The following is a 22,252-nucleotide window of genomic DNA, read 5'->3' on the forward strand; positions in this document are numbered from 1 at the left end:
TACATATTAACATTATTGATAACGATTATCATTTGTATTTTATGCATAAGTGAAAGGAACTAAAGGATATGTATCCGAATAAGAAGTCAGTGGTATGTTTGGCGATTACTTCTGTGTTGAGCGGAGGAGTATTCGCCCAGCAGGAAGAGACTCAGCAAGAACAGGTTGTTGTCTGGGGAACAAAAGTATCGAGTAATTCGGAATCTCTAACGACCGATGATCTTTCGGTTAAACAAGCGGATCATATGTCCGACTTGTTACGTGATATTCCCGGTGTCGATGTTGGCGGAACGCACTCGGTAAACCAACGTATCAATATTCGTGGTTTAGGTGAAAGTGACCTAGATATCCGTTTAGACGGTGCTTCGCAACATGCGAACATGTTCCATCATATCGGCAGCCTGACTTTAAACCCTGATATTCTCAAATCAGCAGATATCCAAGTGGGTAACAACTCAGTGGTCTCTGGTGGGCTAGGTGGTGCTGTTTATTTCGAAACCAAAAACGCCAAAGATCTGCTTCGCTATGACGAGTCATTTGGTGCGCGAGTATTCGCAGGTTATGCGTCTAACGCAAACCAGCAGGGTTCTGTCACCGTATATGGTCAATTAAGCGATAAGGTTGATGCCATGATCTATGGGCAGCAAATATCGCGTGACAACTTTGAAGATGGCAAAGGTGATGAAACCATCGGAGCGGATGGAGATACATACAACATGCTGGGTAAAATTGGTTTTGAACCTGCATTGGGGCATCGATTCCAGCTTTCCTATGATGTGTACCGTGACAAAGGTGATTACAGCCCTCGTCCAGATATGGCTGGTAGCGCCAACCTTACATTAACGGGTGATGAGCTCGTGCCGACTAAGTACGATCGCGACACTATCACTGGCTCTTATGAACTGGACACCGAACATCACAAAGGAAAAATCACGCTGTATAGCAGTGAAACAGAAATTGATCGTGATGAATCTGTGATTACCAGCCGCTGGGCTACTGTTCGTCATTCAAGAAATACCGCAACCAACAGAAATATTGGCGCAAACATAAAGTTCCAATCTGATTACCAAGTCGCAAGCCTAAATAACCAAGTGACCTACGGCGCAGATTATATCGATCAGACCAGCGAAAGTGCTTACGGTGGCTCCAAATTTATGGAAGAGTCGGCAATTTCAACGGCTCTGTTTGCGGAAAATAAACTCTATGTGACAGATGCTTGGTCTGTCACTGCAGGCTTGCGTTTTGACGATTTTGAGCGCAAAGCGGTGACTTCTGACAACAGCTTTGATGATGTGACTTGGTCTTTAGGAACCGAGTGGGATGTAACCAAAGACTGGACTTTATTTGCCAACGCTCGTTCTTTGTTCAAAGGACCTGAGTTATTAGAAACCTTTGTGAGATATCAGGATGTCGCGTACTTAGCGGATGATATAAAAGCGGAAACGGGCTTGAATACTCAAGCCGGTGTAAGGTTCGACAAGAAATTGAACGATCACTTCTTGGGCATGAACATTACGCTATTTAAGACGCAGATTGATGATTACATCTCAACAGATTGGGATAACGCTACCAGTACTTATAGCATCCGCAATGCAGGTGATATGGAAATCAAAGGTCTGGAGGTCAGCGCGACATACGCTTACGACATGTTTAGCTCCAAGCTATCTTATGCGCGCTCTGAAGCGAATGATGTCACGAATGGTGGCCCAATGCCTGATTCATATGGTTCAAGCGCTGACATGGGCGATAGCTTTGCTCTTACTTTAGGTTATCAAGCGGATTCTATTGATACGATGTTCGGTTGGACGTCGATCGTTGTTCTTGATGAAGATAACGTAATGGCTGGTGCGGACATCAAACAAGGTTATGACGTTCACAACATGCACGCACAGTGGATCCCTCATCAAATCCCCGATTTGATCGTAACTGTGGGTATTGAAAACATCTTTGATGAGCTTTACGTCTCTCACGCATCACGTCTGGGAACAGCGCGTGGCGCGACCACGGATGATTATGAACCGGGAAGAAGCTATAAGATTTCGGCGGCTTATCAGTTCTAACGACGTCCTACCACTTAAGTACTAAATGTAACTAATAGCATATCGACTTAAGTGCACTAACAAAATAATAGGCTAGGTAATTCAACCGCTTACAAGCAATTGTAGGCGGTTTTTCCGTTTTGTAGTTGATAGCTGGTGTAAAGCGCAGAATAAATATTTCATAACTCGAAAGAAATGAATTTTTGCTAGAGATCAATAAAAAACGCGAGAGTTGCATTAAAAAATTAAAACAAAGTTGAAAGATTCAAAAATTATTGAATAATGGGTGTAAGCAAACACACGAAGCATTAGCTTCATACTCATTGTCGGATACAGGAAAGAGCCCCATGTCGAACTCGTATGTGTTGGTTATCAACTCTGGTAGCTCCTCACTAAAATTTGCAGTCATTGATTCAAGTAGCGGTGAAGCTTTAGTTACAGGTTTAGGGGAATGCTTTGGCCTTCCTGAAGCAGTTCTTGGTTGGAAATATCAGGGAGAGAAAACTGAAGAGGCGATTACTGCTCCGGACAATCATCACCAACACGCCATTAATCGTATTGTAGGTTTGATGGAAAGCTTGGGATTTACGAAAGACTTGGTTGCAGTAGGTCATCGTATCGTTCATGGAGGTGAGAAATTCACTTCAACGGTTCGCATCGATGATGAAGTACTGACTGAAATTGAAAACTTGTCGGATCTAGCACCGCTCCACAACCCGGCAGGCGCAAAAGGCATTCGTGCTGCAATTCAAGCTTTCCCAAGCCTTCCTCAATTTGCTGTATTCGACACCGCTTTCCACCAAACAATGCCGCAAAAAGCATTCACTGGTGCAATTTCTCATGAACTGTATGAGAAATACGGTATTCGTCGATACGGCTTCCACGGCACTAGCCATTACTTTGTAAGCCGTGAAGCAGCAAAAATGCTGGATAAATCGATTGATGAATCAAACTTCATCACGGTTCACCTTGGTAACGGTGCATCTGTGTGTGCGATTCGTAACGGTAAATCAGTCGATACATCAATGGGCTTCACCCCACTGGCTGGCCTAATGATGGGTACGCGCTCAGGCGACCTTGACCCAGGCATTATCGAGTTCCTGTTGAAGAAAGGCTGGACTCAAGAAGAAGTCTTCAACACGCTGAACAAGAAATCAGGTTTCTTAGGTGTGTCGGGTTTAACTTCTGACGCTCGTGGCATTTTAGAAGCAATGGCGAAGGGCCATGAAGGTGCGAAACTCGCATTTGAAGTGTTCACTTACCGCGTAGCTAAGTACATCGGTTCATACTTGATCCCATTAGACAGCTTAGATGCAATCATCTTCACTGGTGGTATCGGTGAGAACTCACTGGATATTCGTCGCGAGATCTTAAGCAATCTTAAACTACTAGGCTTTGTCGAAGACGAGAAAGGCAATGAAGCGGCTCGTTTTGGTAACGCAGGTATTATCGGTAAATCTGAACTGCTAAATGCGGTAGCGATGGTGGTTCCGACCAACGAAGAATTTGTTATTGCTCAACAGTCGGTTGAATTGCTGTAGTAACAATCAAACCATATTGTTAAAAGCGAGCTCAGTGCTCGCTTTTTTATTCTTTATGTTGGATAGACCCTCGCTAAGCCGCGTATGGCGACACACCAATTACCAACTTCACTGACTTCTGCAATGCCCCTAAGTTAGCAATGTTAAATGTTTTAGAGTTAAACTTATTGACGCTAAAAGAGCGAGCTTCCTCCTACTAGAAATTATCGATAGATTTTTAAATTGCTCAAATCCATAGACCATCAAATTTTTCCTAATCTTAATTTATCTTGCAAGGAGGCCTAGAGAGTGTTAGAAATTTTCTCTATGAACAGATTTTACCTAAACTCAAAAACCACCACTACGACCATGAGGTTTCTCAGGGGGTAGTTATTTGCGTCGATAAAAAACCTCTGAGTGAGTCATCGCCAGAGGTTTTTTTGTATCTAGGCTTTGTATTTCACTCAGAATAAACTGGAGTAAAATATGAAAACACATCGCAAAATCGCAGAGCAACGAGACTTATTCCATTCAGAGCAGATGATGTTCAGAATAGATCATCTTATGGTTGAAGTGGATGACCCGTTTGAGGTTGCTAATGACGTATCTGAGAAATTAGGCTTGCCATTTGCGTGGCCTTTGACTGAGAAAGAAGAATACACAAGTGTTGGCGTAAACTTTGGCTCCATAAATATTGAGTTTATCAATTTTAGAGTTAGATTTGGTATTGATGATACGACCTTCAAAGGTTTTAGCGGTATCGCGTTTAAAACTACCAAGTCTTTAGATGAATCCATAGATATACTAACTTCTGGAAAGCTCTGCTACAGGATAGGGGAACAATGCGGTGCGCATACTACTATTACTGTTGAAGAAAAGCAGGTTTTCCCCACTGTATTTATAGTCAAGTATCACTTTGACACCTGCGGTTGGGAACAGCGTTTAAGCGAAGAGTTTGCAAAGTGCTTGGGCGGCAAGTTCAATATCGGAAAGTTCAAATCTATATCAATTGCCAACAGTATAGGCGCTAACTTGAAAGACATGTTTGGTATAGCTGTAGGCAATAAGAACCAAATATTCTTTGAATCAACAACTAGCGAACGTACCATTATCTCTGACTTAATCCCAAATTTAGAAATAGTAATAGCCTAACAAAAGTCTAAGCCTTCAACATACTTTTCCTAGTCCGACAGAAGCGCCTTAGAGCCTGAGGTCTAAGGCGCTTCTGTCCAGATGTATCAGACCGATCATGGCAAACACACGTTTTCTCCATCCCAAGCTAGACAGTGAGCATTGACGACTTTCTATCGCTAGTTCTTGACCTACTTTTTTTAATAGCAGATTATGAATCTAGTTGTACATTTGGAGTTATACAGACATGAACTGCAATTTTTCGGATTCAGAATGAAAGAAATCTGTGAGGGCAGTGTGTTACATGGCAGGCGTCTGTATTTTCAGAAAATATTATAAAGACAACGTCTGCAGAATAGACACTGTTAAACAGTAAAAAGGAGCTACGGTGGAAAATAGCAGGGAAATCCAAATTCTCGAAGCTGAAGAATTATTGTGTAAAGCAATGCTTGAATCCGACACAGTTGCCTTGGACAAGTTGTTGTCATCTAATTTAATTTTTACTAATCATTTAGGTCAGGTTCTCGGCAAAAAAGACGATTTAGATGCGCATAAATCAGGTTTACTGCACATATCTGATATTTCGGTCGATGAGCAGCAGATCAAATTACAAACGGATACGGCAGTTGTGTTTGCTAAGGTAACAATCTGCGGCAATTATGATGGTAATCCTGCAAACGGGACATTTCGGTTCACTCGAGTTTGGCAAAATATCGAAGGTAATCACTGGGAAGTAATAGCGGCCCATTCGAGTGTAATTACTGTTTAACAATGCGCAGCAGCAGACACAGTTTAGTTGGGCGAGCGCTGTTTAGAGTCAAATACTCGCTGGTGCAATGGCTAGGTGCTGCTGTGCTAGGCCTTTGAGCTTCAAAGAATTAAAAGGTAAATATGGCAGTTTTAGAAATTATCACAGTTCCAGATCCGAGGCTGAAGGTGAAAGCGGAAAAGGTGCAGGATACTTCATTGGTACAAACGTTGATCGACGATATGTTGGAAACATTGTATGCAACGGACAATGGTATCGGTTTGGCTGCAACTCAGGTTGGCCGCAAGGAAGCCGTTGTTATTATCGACCTGTCAGAAAGTCGAGACGAACCATTAATTTTGGTTAATCCCGAAGTGGTCTCTGGTTCAGACAAAGCCCTAGGTCAAGAAGGCTGCCTGTCAGTGCCCGATTATTATGCAGATGTGGAGCGTTTTACATCAGTTGTGGTATCTGCGTTAGATCGTGAGGGTAAGCCCTTTACAATTGAAAGTGATGATTTTTTAGCTATCGTAATGCAGCACGAAATTGATCATTTGTCGGGTAACTTGTTTATTGACTATCTTTCGCCACTTAAGCGTCAGATAGCGATGAAAAAGGTCAAGAAATACATTAGATCTCATTCTTAACCACGCTCACAACAAGGCGTTCAAGTCAGACAGTAAACCTGTGGCGGTTTTGGTTCAACTTGGCTAGTGTGTTTTAGGTGGTTATTTGGGATTTATTGTGGTTTCAGCCACTTAGCTAGTCGTTATATTTTTAGGGAAAAATGGATGAACATAAAAACTATCAGTTTGTTATCTGTATGTTTGATAAATGGTTCTTTGGCTTTTGCTAATGAGAACATAGTTGAAACTTTAGTTCCTGCATGCGATTACACTAGTTTGACCATTAACGTCCCTTCAACAGTTAAACTGGTTGCTAGTGGTGACTCGTCTGGCCGCGTGAAAGGTATCAATAAAGAACTGGATGCATTGAAATACACCTGTTCTAACGGCAAGTTTGAAATTAACACTAAAGATGCTGTTGTAATAGAAGAAGGCTTAATCTTTGAGTTAGCCAACGGTTCAGTGTCTAGTCTAACTTTAAATGGTGCGCAAACGGTCGACATTACAAATTTGGCGGCTAAAAGTTTTACTCTTGTAGTAAATGGAGCTGGTACAGCAAATTTGTTTGGAAGAGTTGACGATTTCGATGTTGCCCTAAATGGTGCAGCTCAAGTGGAAGCTACATTGCTAGAGTCTCAAACGGGCAAAATCAAAGTTAATGGTTCAGGCTTAGTTCGACTAAATGTTTCTTCCGAACTAATGGGGAAAGTAAATGGTTCAGGTCGTATTGAGTATTTAGGGATTCCACAAACCATTGATAAAAAAATAAATGGCAGTGGATCGATATCAACAATACGGGAGTAACCAAAAATATAACAAGGCGTTCAAGTGGGATTTATGCCGCGTGGCATTTTTGGTATGCGGTGATTTTGGTGGTGAAAGTGATTTGCGGAAGCTTGGTTTATGCGGCGTTCACCCCACAACTCGGCGTTAGCTATCTAAGTCATGAGGTATAAGTAAGTTTGGAAACGGAATTCAATATAAGAGAAGCAACATTAAAAGATGTTTCAGCAATATCGGTTTTAGGTCGTAACACATATAGAGAACACTTTGCCGATATTTGGCATGACATTGATAGTTTTTTAAATGCTGATTTTTCAAATGATGCAATTAAATCGTGTATCAATTCACCATTAAGTCACCGCTATCTGCTAGCCCTTAGAAACAATACACTGATCGGTTTCGCCAAATTAAATATAAATTCCGAGCTGAATGGTATGGGCAAACCATGCATTGAATTGCAAAAAATCTATCTAAAAAAGGATAGTGTTGGCAATAATCTAGGTTCAGGGCTAATCGAGCGTGTAATGGAACTTGCATCAGAACTCGATAGCAAATACGTGTGGCTGGATGTGTTAAAAAACAACGTGCAAGCCCAAAAATTCTATCAACGACATCAATTTAGAATAGTTGATGAAATACCTTATAAAACTGACAGGTACGAGATAGGAATGTTTGTTATGGTCAAGAGATTAAAAGATAGCTAACAAGTCGCTTCAGTTGACAAAATAATTGTCCCGCATTGTGCAACTTAGCTCAGCGTTATGTGCTTGGAGGAAAAATAGCAATGTTGAAATTTGTACCGGCCCACAATACTGATTCGAAACTGATCTTGAAATACATTAGAGATTTGGCTATTAGCGAAAACTTTCCTTTTCCAATTTCTGTTTCTCTATCGGATATTGAGACTAACTTACTAGGTAAAGATGCTGCAGCAAAAGCCGTTATTTTTTATCTAGATGAAAAGCCATGTGGATTTGCTGTTTATTACTTTACATTTTCAACTACAACCGGAAAGCGAGGCCTGCATCTGGATGATTTATATGTTGAACCGAAGTGTCAAGGAAGGGGAATTGGCAAGAAAGCACTCGCGTATCTGGCTCAAATAGCTAGAGAACAAGATTGTGCCCGGTTTGAGTGGTGGGCACTTAAAACAAATGACTCTGCAATTAAGTTTTATTTGAATGTAGGAGCTCAAAAATTGGATGAAATCTCAGTATTTCGGTTAAATCAACCTCAAATTGAGAAGTTACTAGAAGATAACAAACCAACGCGCGCGACACACGCGTGATTGAAGCGTTATGTTTTTAAGATGAAAAGGGAAATCCGTTGAAGATTGCATTAGTTTACTTTACTCATACAGATGTCACTGGAAAATTAGCAAAATCAATTAGTAAGGGTATAAAAGAAGAAGCCGAAGACATAGAAATACTTGAGCATAAAATCAGTGGTAAGGAAATAATAGAAGGGAGGTTTGTAAATCCTTTGCTGTTTGACAGTCTTCTTACATGTGATGCCATTATAATGGGTTCCCCGACTTATATGGGCGGTGTTGCAGCCCAGTTCAAGGCATTCGCAGATGCAAGTAGTGAGTATTGGAGCGAGCAATTGTGGGCAAATAAAGTAGCAGCAGGCTTTACTAGTGGTAGTGCTTTAAATGGCGACCAGTCTAGTACTCTAAACTACTTAATCACCTTAGCTAACCAACACGGGATGTATTGGGTTGGCTTGGATCTCGCACATGGCTACAAAGATCTCGGATTAAATCGGCTTGGTTGCCAACTTGGGGTTGTCTCTCAGTCTTCGGATGGTAACGTGCACAGCATTGATGATCTCTCCGCACAGTATTTAGGTAAACGCGTTGCTAGTGTCGTTGCTAAACTGACATCCAAAACATAGCAACGCCTTAAGGCGGATTCGTAAAGTTTGGCGTTGAACTAGAAGATGCTTTAAGGCTTCCCGAGCAAACTGACTGCTAAAACATTGATACAAAATTTTCTTATTGTTGAAAAGCCTGTGCCTAAATTCAAGCTGTCAGCGTTCCAGATCTCGAGGTCTCATAGCGTCAAGTTGACCAAATTTTAGTAATGTTTCACTGTGTCTATCTTATTGTTGGTAACTGATCAGATATTCAATCTAATTGACCATTAGTTTCACTAACAAATTGCTTATCCGTTGAAATTACGATGGAAAGAGAACATTATTAGGGTATAAAAAATAATCAAAACTCGTTCGAATAGAGTTATTTTCTCATCATGGAGAGAAGAGTATATGTCAATACATATCTGGTTAACATTTGTACTTACAGCAAGCCTTATTCTTATTATTCCAGGACCTACAATTATTTATGTTGTAGGACAGTCGTTGAAATATGGTCATAAAGCTAGTGTACCTTTATCTATTGGCGTTATATTAGGTGATGCTATGTGCATAATCTTGTCATTACTTGGATTGAGTACATTTTTATCCATTTTTTCTACAGCATTTATTGTAATAAAGTACTTAGGTGCTACATATTTGATATATCTTGGAATAAAAATGTTTATGGCAAGTCCAAATATGAGTGTTCAGACAGTTGATTCTTCTGCCTATAATTCAAAAAAATTGTTCAAAGATGTCTTTTTGGTAAATGCGTTAAATCCGAAAGGAATTATATTTTATTCTGCATTTATGCCTCAATTTGTAATCACACCAAATAATATTGCCTATCAGTTTTCCATTTTAGCAATAACTTTTTTATGTCTCGCTTTGATAAATGTTACTTTTTACTCATTATTAGCATCTAAAGCCAGCAAACTATTTAGATCTGAGAAATTCACTAAAGCTTTTAATTTTACAGGTGGTTTATGCTTAATATTTGCTGGCTTATACACCGCAACAGTTAAGAAAAACTGATGATAGATTCGGAGAGCTATAAGGTTTCAAGATGCTTTTTCTAATATGTAGCGCCTGAAAAAATTTGGCCACTCAGATGTGATCAAGCAATCTAGGTGTAATATTAGGAAATTAAGAATCTCCTATGGCTTGTAAGTCACAAATGTCCAAATCCCTGTTAGTAGGTGCGATATTAATAGAAATCCAACCAACGAAGAATTTGTTATTGCTCAACAGTCGGTTGGATTGCTGTAGGAACAATTAAAGCAATATTGCTAAAAGCGAGCTTAGTGCTCGCTTTTTTCGTTTTGGGTTTGGTTAAATTATTGCACCCTAGAATAGAGTTACGAGAACTTGGGCATTTTCTCGGCAATGACTATTGTGAGCAGTAGGGCGTTGACGTTGGCCTAGCCAATTAAAGTAGAAAGGTAACAAAGATGAATATGAAAAAGTTTTCGGACCTAGTTGGGCTTTCGTCTTACACGCTTCGATATTATGAAAAAATTGGTTTACTCAAACATGTGCAAAGAAATAGTAGTGGTCACCGTGTCTACTCAAATCGGGATATTGATTGGATCAACTTTATTAAACGACTGAAAGACACGGGAATGCCATTAGAAGAAATTCAAAAATATGCGTCATTGAGAGATATAGGTGCTCAAACCAGAGCAGATCGCCAAGCACTGTTAGAGAAACACCGAGAAAAACTGAAACAACATATCCAGCAACAGGTCGAGCATCTGGACGCATTAGAAGTAAAAATTGATTTATATAAAAGTGGGAAAGTGAGTTGACTTAGAGTGAACTCTAACTAGTAAGGTGTGCTGGTAGTCATTTATAGGAGCACACAAAATGGAAAATCAGCGATTTAATTCTGGGTTAGAACAGTTATCAAAAATTGATGGTGAGGCTGGTCAAAAAGTTATAGAAAGCCTGCGTGACATATGCCCTGATTTAGCCAAATTCACCATTGAATACCCGTTTGGTGATATTTATACCCGTCAGGGCTTAGACCTAAAATCAAGAGAGATCGCGACTGTTTCTGCATTGACAGCTATGGGGAATTGTACGCCACAGCTAAAAGTACATTTGCACGCTGCCCTTAACGTTGGTTGTACAGAGGATGAGCTGAAAGAAGTAATAATACAAATGTCAGTCTATGCTGGGTTCCCAGCAGCATTAAATGGAATGTTTGCTTTTAAAGAAGTGCTATCTGAACGAAACAATTAGCAATTTAGGTCGATAGGGCAGCGTAAATTAAAGCTGCCCCTATTCTTCTATAGTTATATCTCAATCACTAAAGATCACTACTTTGATGTTCTGACTGCAAATGTACATTTAAGCGGTCATCCGTCACCATGTTGTTTTCCAATTCATGGATGGTGGCGATTCGAAAACGCTTCTCTAAAGCCAATTTTTCATATTCAGTCAGGTAAATGTCACTGTGAATGTGCTCAGCCATCATCTTGATGATTAAGCGGTTGTTTGAGAACAAGCCTTGAGTTTCCTCACGGTGGGAGAACATCATCGCTTGTTTCATGTCTACCACAAGCATAAAACGGTGAGAAGGATAGCGCTGTTCAGGATTTTCTGAGCGAGAATAGTGTTCAACTTTTGGGTGTGGCAAATCTAAGCGATTAAAAGAGAACACAATCACCCGTACTCCGCGTTCTATGGCTTGGCAGATCTCGTCTGCAATCAATTCGAGATGAAAATCCGTATTAAGATAAACTTCCATTTGCGCCAAATTCAGCAGTTCCCGAGCTTTCTGAATCAGATTTTCAAACCCTGTAACGTTATAGATAAATTCTTTCTCTTCCTGAAGCATCATGCGTGACAGCTCTTTCTTCAGGATGTGAATGTTCTCTATCGTTTTTTTCTCAATTTGACTGAATATCAGATCCGGAGATTTGGCTTCATATTCTTTGGTATCTCCGTCGGACATAAAGATACAACCGTTCTTGTACAGGTTGTCAATCGACGAATAAACAGATGAACGAGAGAGGGAAATCTCTTTGGCTATTTTATAACCGCTGGATCGGCCATTTTTAAGCAAGTTGATATAAACCAAAGCATCAGTTTTCGTAAAGCCAAAGTCCATCAGTTTTGTTACCAGCTCGGTCACGGGAGTTCCTCGGTAATTGTTCACGCAAAATTTCCTGTCAAGGTTACCATTCCTTATGCAATGAATGTAGATGATTGTGCACAATTTACGGTACACATTGAGATAGCGCCCTGAGCAAAACCATACTCGTTGTTATGCAGACAAATAATCTCCGGCAGAGACTCATACTGGCAGTAGCGGCTTAGGGTGCTTTTTAGTGTCAGGGCTAAGTCTGGATGAGAAGTTAGGCTGCCGCTCAGTACCAGAAGTTTGGGTTTGAAGCGAATGATAGCGTCAGAGAGCGCTCTCGCGAGTTGATCAATCCAGATGCGATAGACTCGAGTTGACCAATTGTGGTTCTCTTCAATACCGTGGATGATGTCGTTGGCATCTCGATGCTGCAATGAGAGCTGATGATATTGACGCTCTATTCCTTCCCGTGAAAGATATTGACGAACACATTCATCACTTCCACAACTGCACAATGGCGTCAAACCATCGACTAAGCTTTGATAGCCTTTCAGTGGCTTATGCGCCCAGCCCAAGTCGAGTACATTTAGGTATGGCTTAGTTGGGCAAATTTGATCAGTGACGCACAGCTCACAACCGTCATCGAGTATCGCACTTAGCACGTTCCCTTTCGGCAGAGAAGGCATGAGTGACAGCGCAATCACTGCTGGATCGAACAACTGGTAAGGGATGGAAAGCTGTATCGCTAACCAATCAGACAGAGCTTCTTTAGCATTGGATGTTTGCTCTTGTCCCTGCCAACAGTCTGGCATCAGGTTAATACCGACTAGTGTTAGTGGGCCGAACATACGTTGCATGCTCAGCGCCATGCTAGATATGAGCGCAGCAGTTTGCTGCGCACTGACGGGAGTCTTTAGTTGATTACGATAGTGGGACTTCTCATTATCATCAATGACAACGCCCCATATCCATTTTGAGTCAACAGAAAGACCAAGCTTCATAACTGTTCCTGAGTGACGATATCGCGTATCTCATAGCCAAACGGTGACAAAGTGAGTTGAAGTCCGTTGGCACAGCATTGCACTTCTTCATCACTGTTATTGAGTACGACTTGCAAAGCCCCCTTACGGAAAGCGACCACATATGGGTGATCAATATCTAACCACTCAAGGTAAGGTTGGTTGCACTCTGGGTAAGTCTGGCGAAGCTTAATCAGCTTTTGTACAAAAGTTCTGAAATCGATATCCTGCTTGTCTTCATCCCAAATCATGCATTTGCGATTAAGCTCAAGTCCCATCCCTTTTTGTCCATCCATGCCAATTTCACCGCCATAGTAGATGCACGGTGAACCGACTTGGGTAAACATGAATAAATACGCAAGTTTCGCTTTGCGCTTATCGTTGCCACACAGGCTCATTAAGCGGGTAGTATCGTGGCTTTCCAACAGGTTAAACATCGCCTCGTTGACATTCCTCGGGTAGGAAAGATAAGAGCGAGTTACCGCATTGATAAAGCTTGTTTTATCATCGAGACCAAGAGCGAAAAAGTCGGTAATGGCTTGAGTTAATGGGTAATTCATCAGCGAGTCATATTGATCACCCCGTAGCCACGGTATTCCCTCATGCCAGATTTCGCCAAGGATATAGCAATCTGGCTTGATGCCTTTTACTAAACGTCGAAAATCGCGCCAGAATTCGTGATCGACTTCGTTGGCGACATCCAAGCGCCAGCCGTCAATATCGAACTCCTGTACCCAGTGTCGCGCGACGTCCAATAGATATGCACGGCATTCTGGATTCTCGGTATTGAGTTTAGGCATCTCTGATACGTTGGCGAATGTTTCGTAGTTAAGGTTGTCAAAATCCCACTCAGATTTGGGCTTATCCGGATAAACGGGGAACTGCTTGATCCAGAACCAATCGGCGTAGCGAGATTGTTCGCCTCTCTCAATCACGTCCAGCCAAAGTGGAGATTGATGACCGATATGATTGAATACCGCATCCAACATCACTCTCATCCCACGGCGATGGGCTTCTTGTACTAAGGCACGAAAAGCCTCGTTACCACCAAAATGTGGGTCAACATTGTAGTAATCGACGGTGTCGTATTTGTGGTTGGCATTAGCGGTGAAAATTGGGCAGAAGTATAGCCCGTTGATACCGAGTTCCTGCAAATAATCCAATTTCTCAATTACGCCCCACAAGTCGCCACCCATAAAATTGTCACTGGTGGGCGTACTTCCCCAAGGTTGTACATTGGCTGGGGAAATGTCCGGACGACCATTATAGAAACGCTCTGGAAAGATTTGATACCAGATGGTGTTGCGAACCCATTCAGGTGTTTTCAGTACATCCTTCGGGTTGATGTAAGGGAAGCAGAAAAAGTTGCTCAAGTTGCTCAACTCAACTTCTGCGCGTTGCTCGTCTTGAATATCCACACAACGCCTTTCGCCAAACAGCAATTTTTCACCATCTTTTCCATACAGAATAAAGCCATAGCGTGTGCGCTTTTTCGGTGGTACGAAAGTAGCAAACCAATGGTCATGGTGTTCGCTTTGTCCTTCCAGCAGCATTGGGACTTCTGTTCCCCCTGTCCAGCCGTGGGCATCGCTTCCGCCCAAGTTTCCTCCGTCCAAGCCGCCTTCTGCCCAAGTATAAGGGTCACCTATCCACAGAGTTACATGGTCAACTTCGCCTTTTGCACTACGAAAACGAATGTGGAGGGTGTCGTTGTCGTAAGCGTAACTGTCCGCACTCTTCGCCAAATGAGTTAATGAGCTTCTTGTAATCATAACGGTTCCTAATAATTATTCTTTTACTGCGCCACTGACTAAGCCAGTTGTAATGTGTTTTTGTGTGGCGACAAACAGCAAGGTGATCGGTATGGCGACTAACAGAGAGCCAGCGGCAAATAGGGTGAAGTTCTCCGCTGAGTTAGATGTGATCCAACTGAAGATACCGATCGCTAAGGTCATTTTCTCTTCACTGCGTAAAATCAGCGTCGGAAGGATGAAATCCATCCACGGCCCAGTGAATGAGACCAAGGCAACAAACACTAAAATGGGTCTGGCCAGTGGCAAGATGATCTCTAGGAAGATGGTCATGTGGCCAGCGCCGTCAATTTTCGCGGCTTCATCCAGCGATGTAGGAATGGCGTCAAAGTAGCCTTTCACCAGCCAAGTCATAAACGGTAGCGAGCCGGTAACATAGACAAACAACAAGCCGATATAGGTATCAATTAAGCCCATTTTCGACAGCAAGATATAAATAGCTGTCATCGATAAAAAGGCTGGAAACATCTGAAGTACCAAGATGCTCATCAATACATTGCGTTTTCCCTGAAAACGGTAACGGGAAAAGACAAATGCCGTCATGGTGACCACCACAAGTGAGATCAACATATTCGCAGTGGCGAGTAGAAAAGTGTTTTTGTACCACTGCAAATAAGGCGTGTCATTAAACAGTGCTTTGTAGTGATCCAGCGTAAATGCGAACTCGCCAAATGAGGAGCTAAACAGGTTGTTACCGGGTTTAAAAGAGGCGAGCACCGTCCAGATTACAGGTCCAAGCACTATAATTGCGTTGGCTGCTAGGAACAGATAGACGATGACGGTTGCCAGTTTGCTGAGTAGTTTATCCATGATTACATTCCTACATCGTCTTTAAAGGATTTCATACGGCGGAACTGCCAGATAGCAATGCCAGACAAGAACAAGAAAATAACAATCGAAATCACCGAAGCGATTTGGTATTGCTGGAAGTCCAGCGTCAGTTTGTAAATCCAAGTGATTAGAATGTCGGTATGACCTGCGAAACGATATTCCGGATTGATTGGTCCACCACCAGTGAGTAAGAAAATTGCACCGAAGTTGTTGAAGTTGTGTGCAAACGTCATCACCAGAGAAGGTGCGACTTGATGCAAAACCATCGGTAGCGTGATCTCTCGAAACTGCTGGAATTTGCTCGCGCCATCCACTTCACTTGCTTCGTACAGATCGCGTGGAATATTGGTTAATGCACCGGAAATCAGCAACATAAAGTAAGGTGCACCGACCCAAACGCTCACGGCAATGACTGCCAGTTTTGCGATATGTGGATCAGACAGAAAAGCGACAGATTCGAACCCCCAAGCATTAAGTGTGGCATTGACCGGACCGATGCCGTTGAGTAGCAAGCGAAACATCAGCAAGGTAACAAACGCCGGAATGGCATAAGGCAAGATAAAGACAAAACGCCACAACTTCTTCGCTTTGATATTGCGATTTTCCAGTGCCAAAGCGAGAACAAAACCAAAGCCGCAGGTACAAACAGTTGCTGCAATTGCCCAAGTGACAGTCCAAGTCGCCACGCCAATAAAGGTGCTCGACCATATTTTCAACTCAAACAGAGTCAGGAAGTTTTTAAATCCTACCCAGTCGACCAGATTTTTCGGTGGAATATGGTGCGGTGCCGAGTAGTTGGTGAAAGAGACCAACACAGTGATCGCAATCGGCATGATGATGAAAGCGATACTGGCAATAAATGCTGGCGACAAAACGATAAAGGCGAATTTCTCGTCGTAGATTGCTTTGAACTGCTGACGCAGCGTTAATCTGCAAAGCTCGCAATGTTGCGCCTCTCGAACATTGGTTACGTACGCGATAATTGCCAGGAAAAGGAACAAAACGGCTATGACCCCTTCCACCAGCAAAAAGATAGAGTTGTCCCCTTGAATTACTTTAAACCCTTGGCGAGTTTGTGCCACGTCGCCAAGTGACACTAACCCTTTGATCGCGGTAGCCAAATCAGGCAAGAAGATAATAAAAAGGCATTGGATGGCGAGGAAAACCCCGCCTGTTACCCAATGTTTATGCGCCAGTTGTGTTGCCCCCATGATAAACAAGGAGGCTGGCACTTTCGGCGCTTTGACAGTTTGCGACAACAACATAACTACTCCTGAAACGCGATCTGCTCTTCAATGATCGCTTTGGCGTGATCAAGTACCTGTTTTGGCGATTGATCATTGACCCACATTGCTGTGATGGCGCTGGCCATTGGAGACCATAAGTAACCCATCTCAGGAATTGATGGCATAGCGTCTGAATGGAAGCCTTGAGCAATAATTGCGTAGGTTGCTTCATCCGCATCGACGATGATTTTTTCCATCAAGTCCTGTACTGGTGGAATGGATTTGGTCATCTCATAGCGTTTCATCAACATCTTTTCTGAAGAGAGGTAGTCAGCAAACAGCTGCGCTGCTTTGGGGTACTCGCTATATGTTGATACAACAGCCAGACGTACGGTTGAGAATGTTCGCGGTTGTTTACCTTCGAAAGTCGGAATAGGCACTACGCCAAAATTTACCCCGCTGTTGTCATAACCCTGAATAGCCCAAGGACCATCAATGATAGCGGCAACTTTACCTTCACCAAACAAGCCACGGCGCACCTGAGGGTTACGCATATCGACCGGATTGGAGTTGTTCGCCGCTTTCAGCGTTTTCATCGCCGACATGCCTTGCTGAGCAAGTGGTGAATTAATGCCAAGATCTTTGGCGTCAGTACCACCTTTACCAAATTCATACGCGCCGTACAGCGTCAAGAACATGCGTGATTCGTAGTAATTCTGAATATCCCAAAGCAGTGCGTATTTGTTCTCTTTGGCATTATTAAAGCTTTTGCCAAAATCGATGATTTCTTCAAAGGTTTTGGGCGCGTTTGGCAGCAGATCTTTATTGTAGAACAGCGCTAAAGTCGCGTAGCTGACCGGAAAACCATAGCTGGTTTCAGCGTACTTGGCCGCAGAGGTGGCGTTCGGCAAGAACGTCGATTGAATGCGCTCTGCTGACACGAGGTTTTCCATCGCGCCGCCCGCAACGACCAAACGACCGAGTAAATCGTGTTCAATTTCAGCGATGTCAGCGACTCGAGCGGAACCACCATCTTGAATCATGCGTGATGCTGAATCGATCGGAGCTAAACCACGGAATGAGAACTTCACCTTGTAACCGAAATCTTGGTTGAACGACTCTGCTGCATATTTCATGTAATCCAGCGTAGTGGTATCCGTCCAGATCAACAGGTCTGAGCCGGGCTCCGGCTGAATATCTTCAGCGAAAGTAACAGCTGGCAGACTAACGAACGTAGCGATTATCGCTGCTTTTATCCATGTCTTTTTCATCGTGATAGCTCTGTAGTAGTTCATAATATACTACTAGGTTAAATCTACCTCTTTTTAAGTCAACTACTATCCAGTTAATTTTGATATTAAGTGTGATAACAATCAACAAATGTAGGTGTAGTAAGTGTTTTTGGTAATGCGTGTAGATGTATTCGGGGAGGTTTTTATCTAGAGCAAAAAGCGTACACAATTAGAATGAGCCTTCGCCTGTTAAATGTATAAATGTGATTGATATCACTTAAATGAGCTGGTGAGAGTGATGGGAGTCTCATTTGAATAAAAGTGATGAGGAAAAACAAATCAACATGCAGAAGAATAAGTAGGCGTTCACAGTGAACTACTAAATATTCATTTTAATTATATCTACGATTTACAACCAAGAGGTTGATAAGGACCTATCGTGAAAAGAACGTTAATTTCCGTCTCCGTAGCGGCGGCGCTTGCAATATCTTTCCCTACACTAGCAGCTAGTGAGCGTGGCATGGATGCCGATGTTGGTTTCCTTGACGAAGCGATGCAGTTTGGCGGCCATGTTGGCACTTCACTCGAATACGAGGACAAAGTGACCGATGGTTTCAACGGCACCAAGAAAAAGGAGCGTACAACAACCCATGAAGTGTTTGGCGTGTACTACAACAATGCCCGTTGGAATCTTAGTGCACTGTATGGTCTTAAACTGGAAAACCGTGAGCAAAAAGAGCCAAGCTACTTCGAAAATGAAGACGGCATTAAGCAACTCTTCTCACTCAACAAAGGCTTTGATTTAGGCAATGGTTGGGCAACCGGTGCCATTTACGAGCTGGAATATACGCGTAGTAAAGTCTTTTCACCTTATGTTAGCGGCCTGCGTAAATCGCTTGCAGAGCACAGCTTCCGTCCTTATCTGACTTACTATAGCAACGAGAACAACTGGGGTTTCTATTCAAACCTAGAGTATCTCTATAGTGCAGAAGACAAAAGCGAATGGGGTGAGCGTACTGAAGAAGGTTATAGCTTACTCTTCAAGCCTTATAAGCGCTTTGGCAGCTGGGAGTTGGGTGTCGAGTTGTACTACCAAATCAAAGACAATGAAGATCACCAAGCCAACGGTGGTATCAATGAAATCAGTGATTTCACTGAGAAATATATCGAACCTATTGTGCAATATAGCTTTGATGATGCCGGTGTGCTTTATGCGCGTATTCGTGTTGGTGAAAACGAAACTCGCAATGCTTCTAACAGTGGCGGTGGAAATGCTGACATCGATTACTTCAAAGACATTCGTAAAGCAACCTTGGGTTATGAACAAGCAGTTGGTGATAGCTGGTTGCTAAAAGGCGAGTATGAGTACGCGAATGAAGTAGAAGAAAAAAGTAAACTGGCTGGATGGGAAGCGAAGAATGAGAGTGAGCTAAAACAGCACACGGTTTATCTTCAAGCTTTATACCGTTTCTAACCCGAGTTAAGAGGTCAACATGCTGAGTGTTTCAGAAATTGCGCAAAGTTTATCAGGTCGAATTGAGGGGGATGGCTCACTAGTGGTGGACACCATACGTCCTGTTGTCAGTGATGTAGAGGGTGGACTCGCTGTTGTGTTTGCACGATCTGATCTTAAACAGCTTTCTGAAACCTCAGCGGAAGTGCTGGTGGGGCCTGCGGCGATTTTGCAAAGCCCCGCCAAAGCACACATTGTGATTGATCATTTAGATGTAGAGAAAATCAACCAGCTATTGCGCTATTACAAAGTGCATAAATACCAACTGTTTGACCAAGGAAACACCTCGACCGTTGATGGGGTTTACATTGGTAAACATTGTCAGATAGGGCAGAACTGCCATTTTATGCCCGGAGTACGCATCATGAATGGCGTGACGATTGGCAACAATGTAGCAATTCATGCCAATACTGTGATCAAAGAAGGAACTGTGATCGGCAATAACGTCATTATCGATTCCAATAACTCGATTGGTAACTACAGCTTTGAATATATGTCTGGCAAAGATGGCAGCTATCAACGTGTGGAAAGTATTGGTCGAGTCATTATTGAGGATGATGTCGAGATTGGCTGTAACAACACCATTGACCGAGGCACTCTAGGTGACACTGTAATTGGTAAAGGCAGCAAAATAGACAATCAAGTGCAAATTGGTCACGACTGCCGCATTGGTAAACATTGTTTGATCATCTCTCAATGTGGCTTCGCCGGACACACCGTGCTGGGCGATCACGTAGTGGTACATGGACAAGTTGGCACTGCTGGACACATTAATATCGGTAGCCATTCGGTGATTAAGGCTAAGTCAGGCGTGAGCCACTCTTGCCCTCCAGGCAGCGATCTGTTTGGTTACCCAGCTAAAGAGTCCAAAGCGTATTACCGTAATCTTGCGGTGCTGAACAAACTGACTCAGCACTATGAGCAATTGAAAACGTCGCAACCAGAGCAAAAGCGCTGGCTTGCGCGACTGTTTGAAAAGAGATCGGCCTAACAAGCGAATTAACCGACACGCGGAGCAGGCAAGCCGGTCTCCGCTGGATGAAACGAGAACGAAATAATCAAGGATTTGTTATGAAACATACACTTTTGATTGCTGCGACCGCAACAGCTTTACTGGCAGGTTGTGCCAGCACCACTGAACAATCTCAGCCAGCTGCGACCAATGCCGATGCACGTTTTTCTGACTGTAATTTACCGACGCTAGAAGACGACCGTGGTCCAATCAAGCCGTCACTGTTTGTTGTAGGCACCTTCCCTGAAGGTCAGTGGATTCACCTAGATACTCACAAAATGGGTTACAAAGGCGATGGAATTTATCAAGTGGTCTCGGACGAACAAGCGGGCAATGTCAGTTTGCAATTTGCCACGATGAGCTGGACGCCTCAGTTTACAGCAGCAGGTATGTCTATGACTGTGGGACAAGTGAATGAGTTAAAACGTGGTGGATTTGCGAAAAACACCGTAGTGAGTTTGCCTAAAGATGGCAAGTATGTGTGGACCATTCAGCTTGCACCGGACAAAGCACCACTATTTGCCATGGTTAGTGAATGTAAGTAGTTAAGAACACATACAGTTGGCAGCCGTAACCGTATTCGGCTGCCTGATTTACCCAGACAGATTGCCAACCAGTCTGCCTCGGTAAATTGAGGATCATTTTTATACCCTTTTGGTAAGTGGAGAGATTCATGGCGACGGTTAGTTTGCGTAAAGTAGAAAAAAAATATGACAACGGTTTTAAAGCTGTCCATGGCATCGATTTGGATATTCGCGAAGGCGAATTTATGGTGTTTGTCGGGCCGTCGGGTTGCGCGAAATCAACCACCTTGCGCATGATTGCTGGTCTGGAAAGTATCACTGGTGGCGAGATTCGCATTGGCAACAGAGTTGTGAATGACTTACCGCCGAAAGATCGCGGCATTGCGATGGTGTTTCAGAACTATGCGCTCTACCCACACAAAACCGTGTTCGATAACATGGCGTTTGGCCTGAAAATGCAAAAGCGGCCGAAAGATGAGATTAAGCGTCGTGTCGAAGAAGCGGCGGAAAAACTTGAGATCAAGGAATTGCTGCATCGTAAGCCGAAGGAAATGTCCGGAGGCCAGCGTCAGCGTGTTGCGGTTGGACGTGCAATTGTGCGTAAGCCTGAAGTGTTCCTGTTTGATGAGCCGTTATCGAACCTTGATGCCAAATTGCGTGTGTCGATGCGAGTTAAAATTGCTCAGTTACACCAATCATTGAAAGAAGAAGGTACTCCCGCCACCATGATTTACGTCACGCACGATCAAACCGAGGCTTTGACGCTTGGCGATCGCATCTGCGTACTTAATCAAGGCAAAATCATGCAGGTGGATACGCCTACTAACCTCTACAACTACCCAGCCAACAAGTTTGTGGCGAGTTTTATCGGCTCACCCGCGATGAATTTGATTGATACCGTGATCCGAGAAGAAAACGGACAGCTTTACATCGAAATTGGCTCGGGTATTCGCATGTTTATTCCAGTGGAAAAACAGGAAGCATTGAGAGAATACGTGGATAAACCAGTGTGCTTCGGCATTCGCCCAGAACACATTGGTGTTGCTGACGCTGGCGACACCATTAACGCCTTTGAAGGTGTTTTGACGGTGGTGGAAAATATGGGGAATGAGAAGTACCTCTACTTCAAAGTAGGCGGGAAAGAAGTGATAGCGCGCGTTAATGATCAAACCATCACAACCGCAGATATTGGCAAGCCGATGCGCTTCAATCTCAACACTGCCTTCTGTCATATCTTCGATTTCTACAGTGAAAAGAACTTAACCAACAACCGGGAATGAATCCCGGTTAAT

General features: G+C 43.1%; 22 protein-coding genes. 16 read left to right on the forward strand and 6 right to left on the reverse strand.

The annotated features are described in order from the left end of the window. The first annotated feature begins 68 nt into the window (after positions 1-68). From P4S58_RS21870 to P4S58_RS21930, 12 genes are all read left to right on the forward strand, one after another. The gene (locus P4S58_RS21870) at positions 69-2,060 is read left to right on the forward strand and encodes a TonB-dependent siderophore receptor (RefSeq protein ID WP_337165731.1); all 1,992 of its coding nucleotides are present in this window, start codon (positions 69-71) and stop codon (positions 2,058-2,060) included. A 326-nt stretch (positions 2,061-2,386) separates the two neighbouring features. Then, positions 2,387-3,580, forward strand: coding sequence for an acetate/propionate family kinase (locus P4S58_RS21875; RefSeq protein WP_102965707.1), 1,194 nt, complete (start codon positions 2,387-2,389; stop codon positions 3,578-3,580). Positions 3,581-4,045: 465 nt separating this feature from the next. Next, positions 4,046-4,711, forward strand: coding sequence for a hypothetical protein (locus tag P4S58_RS21880; protein ID WP_219725626.1), 666 nt, complete (start codon positions 4,046-4,048; stop codon positions 4,709-4,711). 367 nt (positions 4,712-5,078) lie between these two features. After that, positions 5,079-5,459 (forward strand): nuclear transport factor 2 family protein, encoded by a 381-nt coding sequence (locus tag P4S58_RS21885; RefSeq protein ID WP_102954178.1) that lies wholly within the window; start codon positions 5,079-5,081, stop codon positions 5,457-5,459. Between the two features lie 122 nt (positions 5,460-5,581). Beyond that, positions 5,582-6,085, forward strand: coding sequence for a peptide deformylase (def, locus tag P4S58_RS21890; RefSeq protein WP_102965709.1), 504 nt, complete (start codon positions 5,582-5,584; stop codon positions 6,083-6,085). A 144-nt stretch (positions 6,086-6,229) separates the two neighbouring features. Beyond that, positions 6,230-6,868: a GIN domain-containing protein gene (locus tag P4S58_RS21895; RefSeq protein WP_337165734.1), complete on the forward strand. Its 639-nt coding sequence runs from the start codon at positions 6,230-6,232 to the stop codon at positions 6,866-6,868. A gap of 158 nt (positions 6,869-7,026) precedes the next feature. Then, a complete protein-coding gene (locus P4S58_RS21905; protein WP_267134743.1) occupies positions 7,027-7,551 on the forward strand; it encodes a GNAT family N-acetyltransferase in 525 nt (174 codons plus the stop codon). An 80-nt stretch (positions 7,552-7,631) separates the two neighbouring features. Beyond that, complete coding sequence (locus P4S58_RS21910) at positions 7,632-8,135, forward strand: GNAT family N-acetyltransferase (RefSeq protein WP_102954181.1); 504 nt, start codon at positions 7,632-7,634, stop codon at positions 8,133-8,135. A 38-nt stretch (positions 8,136-8,173) separates the two neighbouring features. Continuing rightward, the gene (locus P4S58_RS21915) at positions 8,174-8,743 is read left to right on the forward strand and encodes a flavodoxin family protein (protein WP_337165737.1); all 570 of its coding nucleotides are present in this window, start codon (positions 8,174-8,176) and stop codon (positions 8,741-8,743) included. Between the two features lie 372 nt (positions 8,744-9,115). Beyond that, positions 9,116-9,739, forward strand: coding sequence for a LysE family translocator (locus tag P4S58_RS21920; protein ID WP_337165738.1), 624 nt, complete (start codon positions 9,116-9,118; stop codon positions 9,737-9,739). A gap of 416 nt (positions 9,740-10,155) precedes the next feature. Then, the gene (locus tag P4S58_RS21925; protein ID WP_042490410.1) at positions 10,156-10,512 is read left to right on the forward strand and encodes a MerR family transcriptional regulator; all 357 of its coding nucleotides are present in this window, start codon (positions 10,156-10,158) and stop codon (positions 10,510-10,512) included. A gap of 58 nt (positions 10,513-10,570) precedes the next feature. Then, on the forward strand, positions 10,571-10,948 hold the full coding sequence (locus P4S58_RS21930; RefSeq protein ID WP_102962170.1) for a carboxymuconolactone decarboxylase family protein: 378 nt from the start codon (positions 10,571-10,573) through the stop codon (positions 10,946-10,948). A 67-nt stretch (positions 10,949-11,015) separates the two neighbouring features. On the opposite strand, the gene P4S58_RS21935 is transcribed toward P4S58_RS21930, so the two are convergent. Genes P4S58_RS21935 through P4S58_RS21960 form a run of 6 tightly spaced genes read right to left on the reverse strand, consistent with a single transcriptional unit; the run spans position 11,016 to position 17,950 of the window. Then, positions 11,016-11,843: a TrmB family transcriptional regulator gene (locus tag P4S58_RS21935; protein ID WP_337165741.1), complete on the reverse strand. Its 828-nt coding sequence runs from the start codon at positions 11,841-11,843 to the stop codon at positions 11,016-11,018. 53 nt (positions 11,844-11,896) lie between these two features. Further along, on the reverse strand, positions 11,897-12,793 hold the full coding sequence (locus P4S58_RS21940; protein ID WP_102954186.1) for an ROK family protein: 897 nt from the start codon (positions 12,791-12,793) through the stop codon (positions 11,897-11,899). Beyond that, positions 12,790-14,583, reverse strand: coding sequence for a glycoside hydrolase family 13 protein (locus tag P4S58_RS21945; RefSeq protein ID WP_112403417.1), 1,794 nt, complete (start codon positions 14,581-14,583; stop codon positions 12,790-12,792). The genes P4S58_RS21940 and P4S58_RS21945 overlap by 4 nt, the downstream gene beginning before the upstream one ends. A gap of 15 nt (positions 14,584-14,598) precedes the next feature. Continuing rightward, positions 14,599-15,432 carry a sugar ABC transporter permease gene (locus tag P4S58_RS21950; RefSeq protein WP_102965717.1) on the reverse strand — a complete coding sequence of 278 codons (834 nt, stop codon included), beginning with the start codon at positions 15,430-15,432 and terminating at the stop codon, positions 14,599-14,601. A 2-nt stretch (positions 15,433-15,434) separates the two neighbouring features. Beyond that, entirely contained in the window at positions 15,435-16,718 is a 1,284-nt protein-coding gene (locus P4S58_RS21955; RefSeq protein WP_337165744.1) for a carbohydrate ABC transporter permease, read from the reverse strand. Between the two features lie 2 nt (positions 16,719-16,720). Next, the gene (locus tag P4S58_RS21960; protein ID WP_337165866.1) at positions 16,721-17,950 is read right to left on the reverse strand and encodes a sugar ABC transporter substrate-binding protein; all 1,230 of its coding nucleotides are present in this window, start codon (positions 17,948-17,950) and stop codon (positions 16,721-16,723) included. Positions 17,951-18,350: 400 nt separating this feature from the next. On the opposite strand from P4S58_RS21960, the gene P4S58_RS21965 reads away from it, so the two are divergent. The 4 genes from P4S58_RS21965 (at position 18,351) to P4S58_RS21980 (ending at position 22,240) form a co-directional block, all read left to right on the forward strand. Continuing rightward, a complete protein-coding gene (locus P4S58_RS21965; protein ID WP_042481535.1) occupies positions 18,351-19,385 on the forward strand; it encodes a hypothetical protein in 1,035 nt (344 codons plus the stop codon). Between the two features lie 19 nt (positions 19,386-19,404). After that, positions 19,405-20,415, forward strand: coding sequence for a UDP-3-O-(3-hydroxymyristoyl)glucosamine N-acyltransferase (gene lpxD / locus P4S58_RS21970; RefSeq protein WP_102965720.1), 1,011 nt, complete (start codon positions 19,405-19,407; stop codon positions 20,413-20,415). Between the two features lie 80 nt (positions 20,416-20,495). Continuing rightward, on the forward strand, positions 20,496-20,981 hold the full coding sequence (locus P4S58_RS21975; RefSeq protein WP_102939655.1) for a glycosidase: 486 nt from the start codon (positions 20,496-20,498) through the stop codon (positions 20,979-20,981). A 128-nt stretch (positions 20,982-21,109) separates the two neighbouring features. After that, complete coding sequence (locus tag P4S58_RS21980; protein WP_042481527.1) at positions 21,110-22,240, forward strand: ABC transporter ATP-binding protein; 1,131 nt, start codon at positions 21,110-21,112, stop codon at positions 22,238-22,240. The last annotated feature ends 12 nt before the right edge of the window (positions 22,241-22,252 follow it).

This window comes from Vibrio sp. Hal054 (assembly GCF_037162405.1).
Lineage (GTDB): Bacteria > Pseudomonadota > Gammaproteobacteria > Enterobacterales > Vibrionaceae > Vibrio > Vibrio diazotrophicus.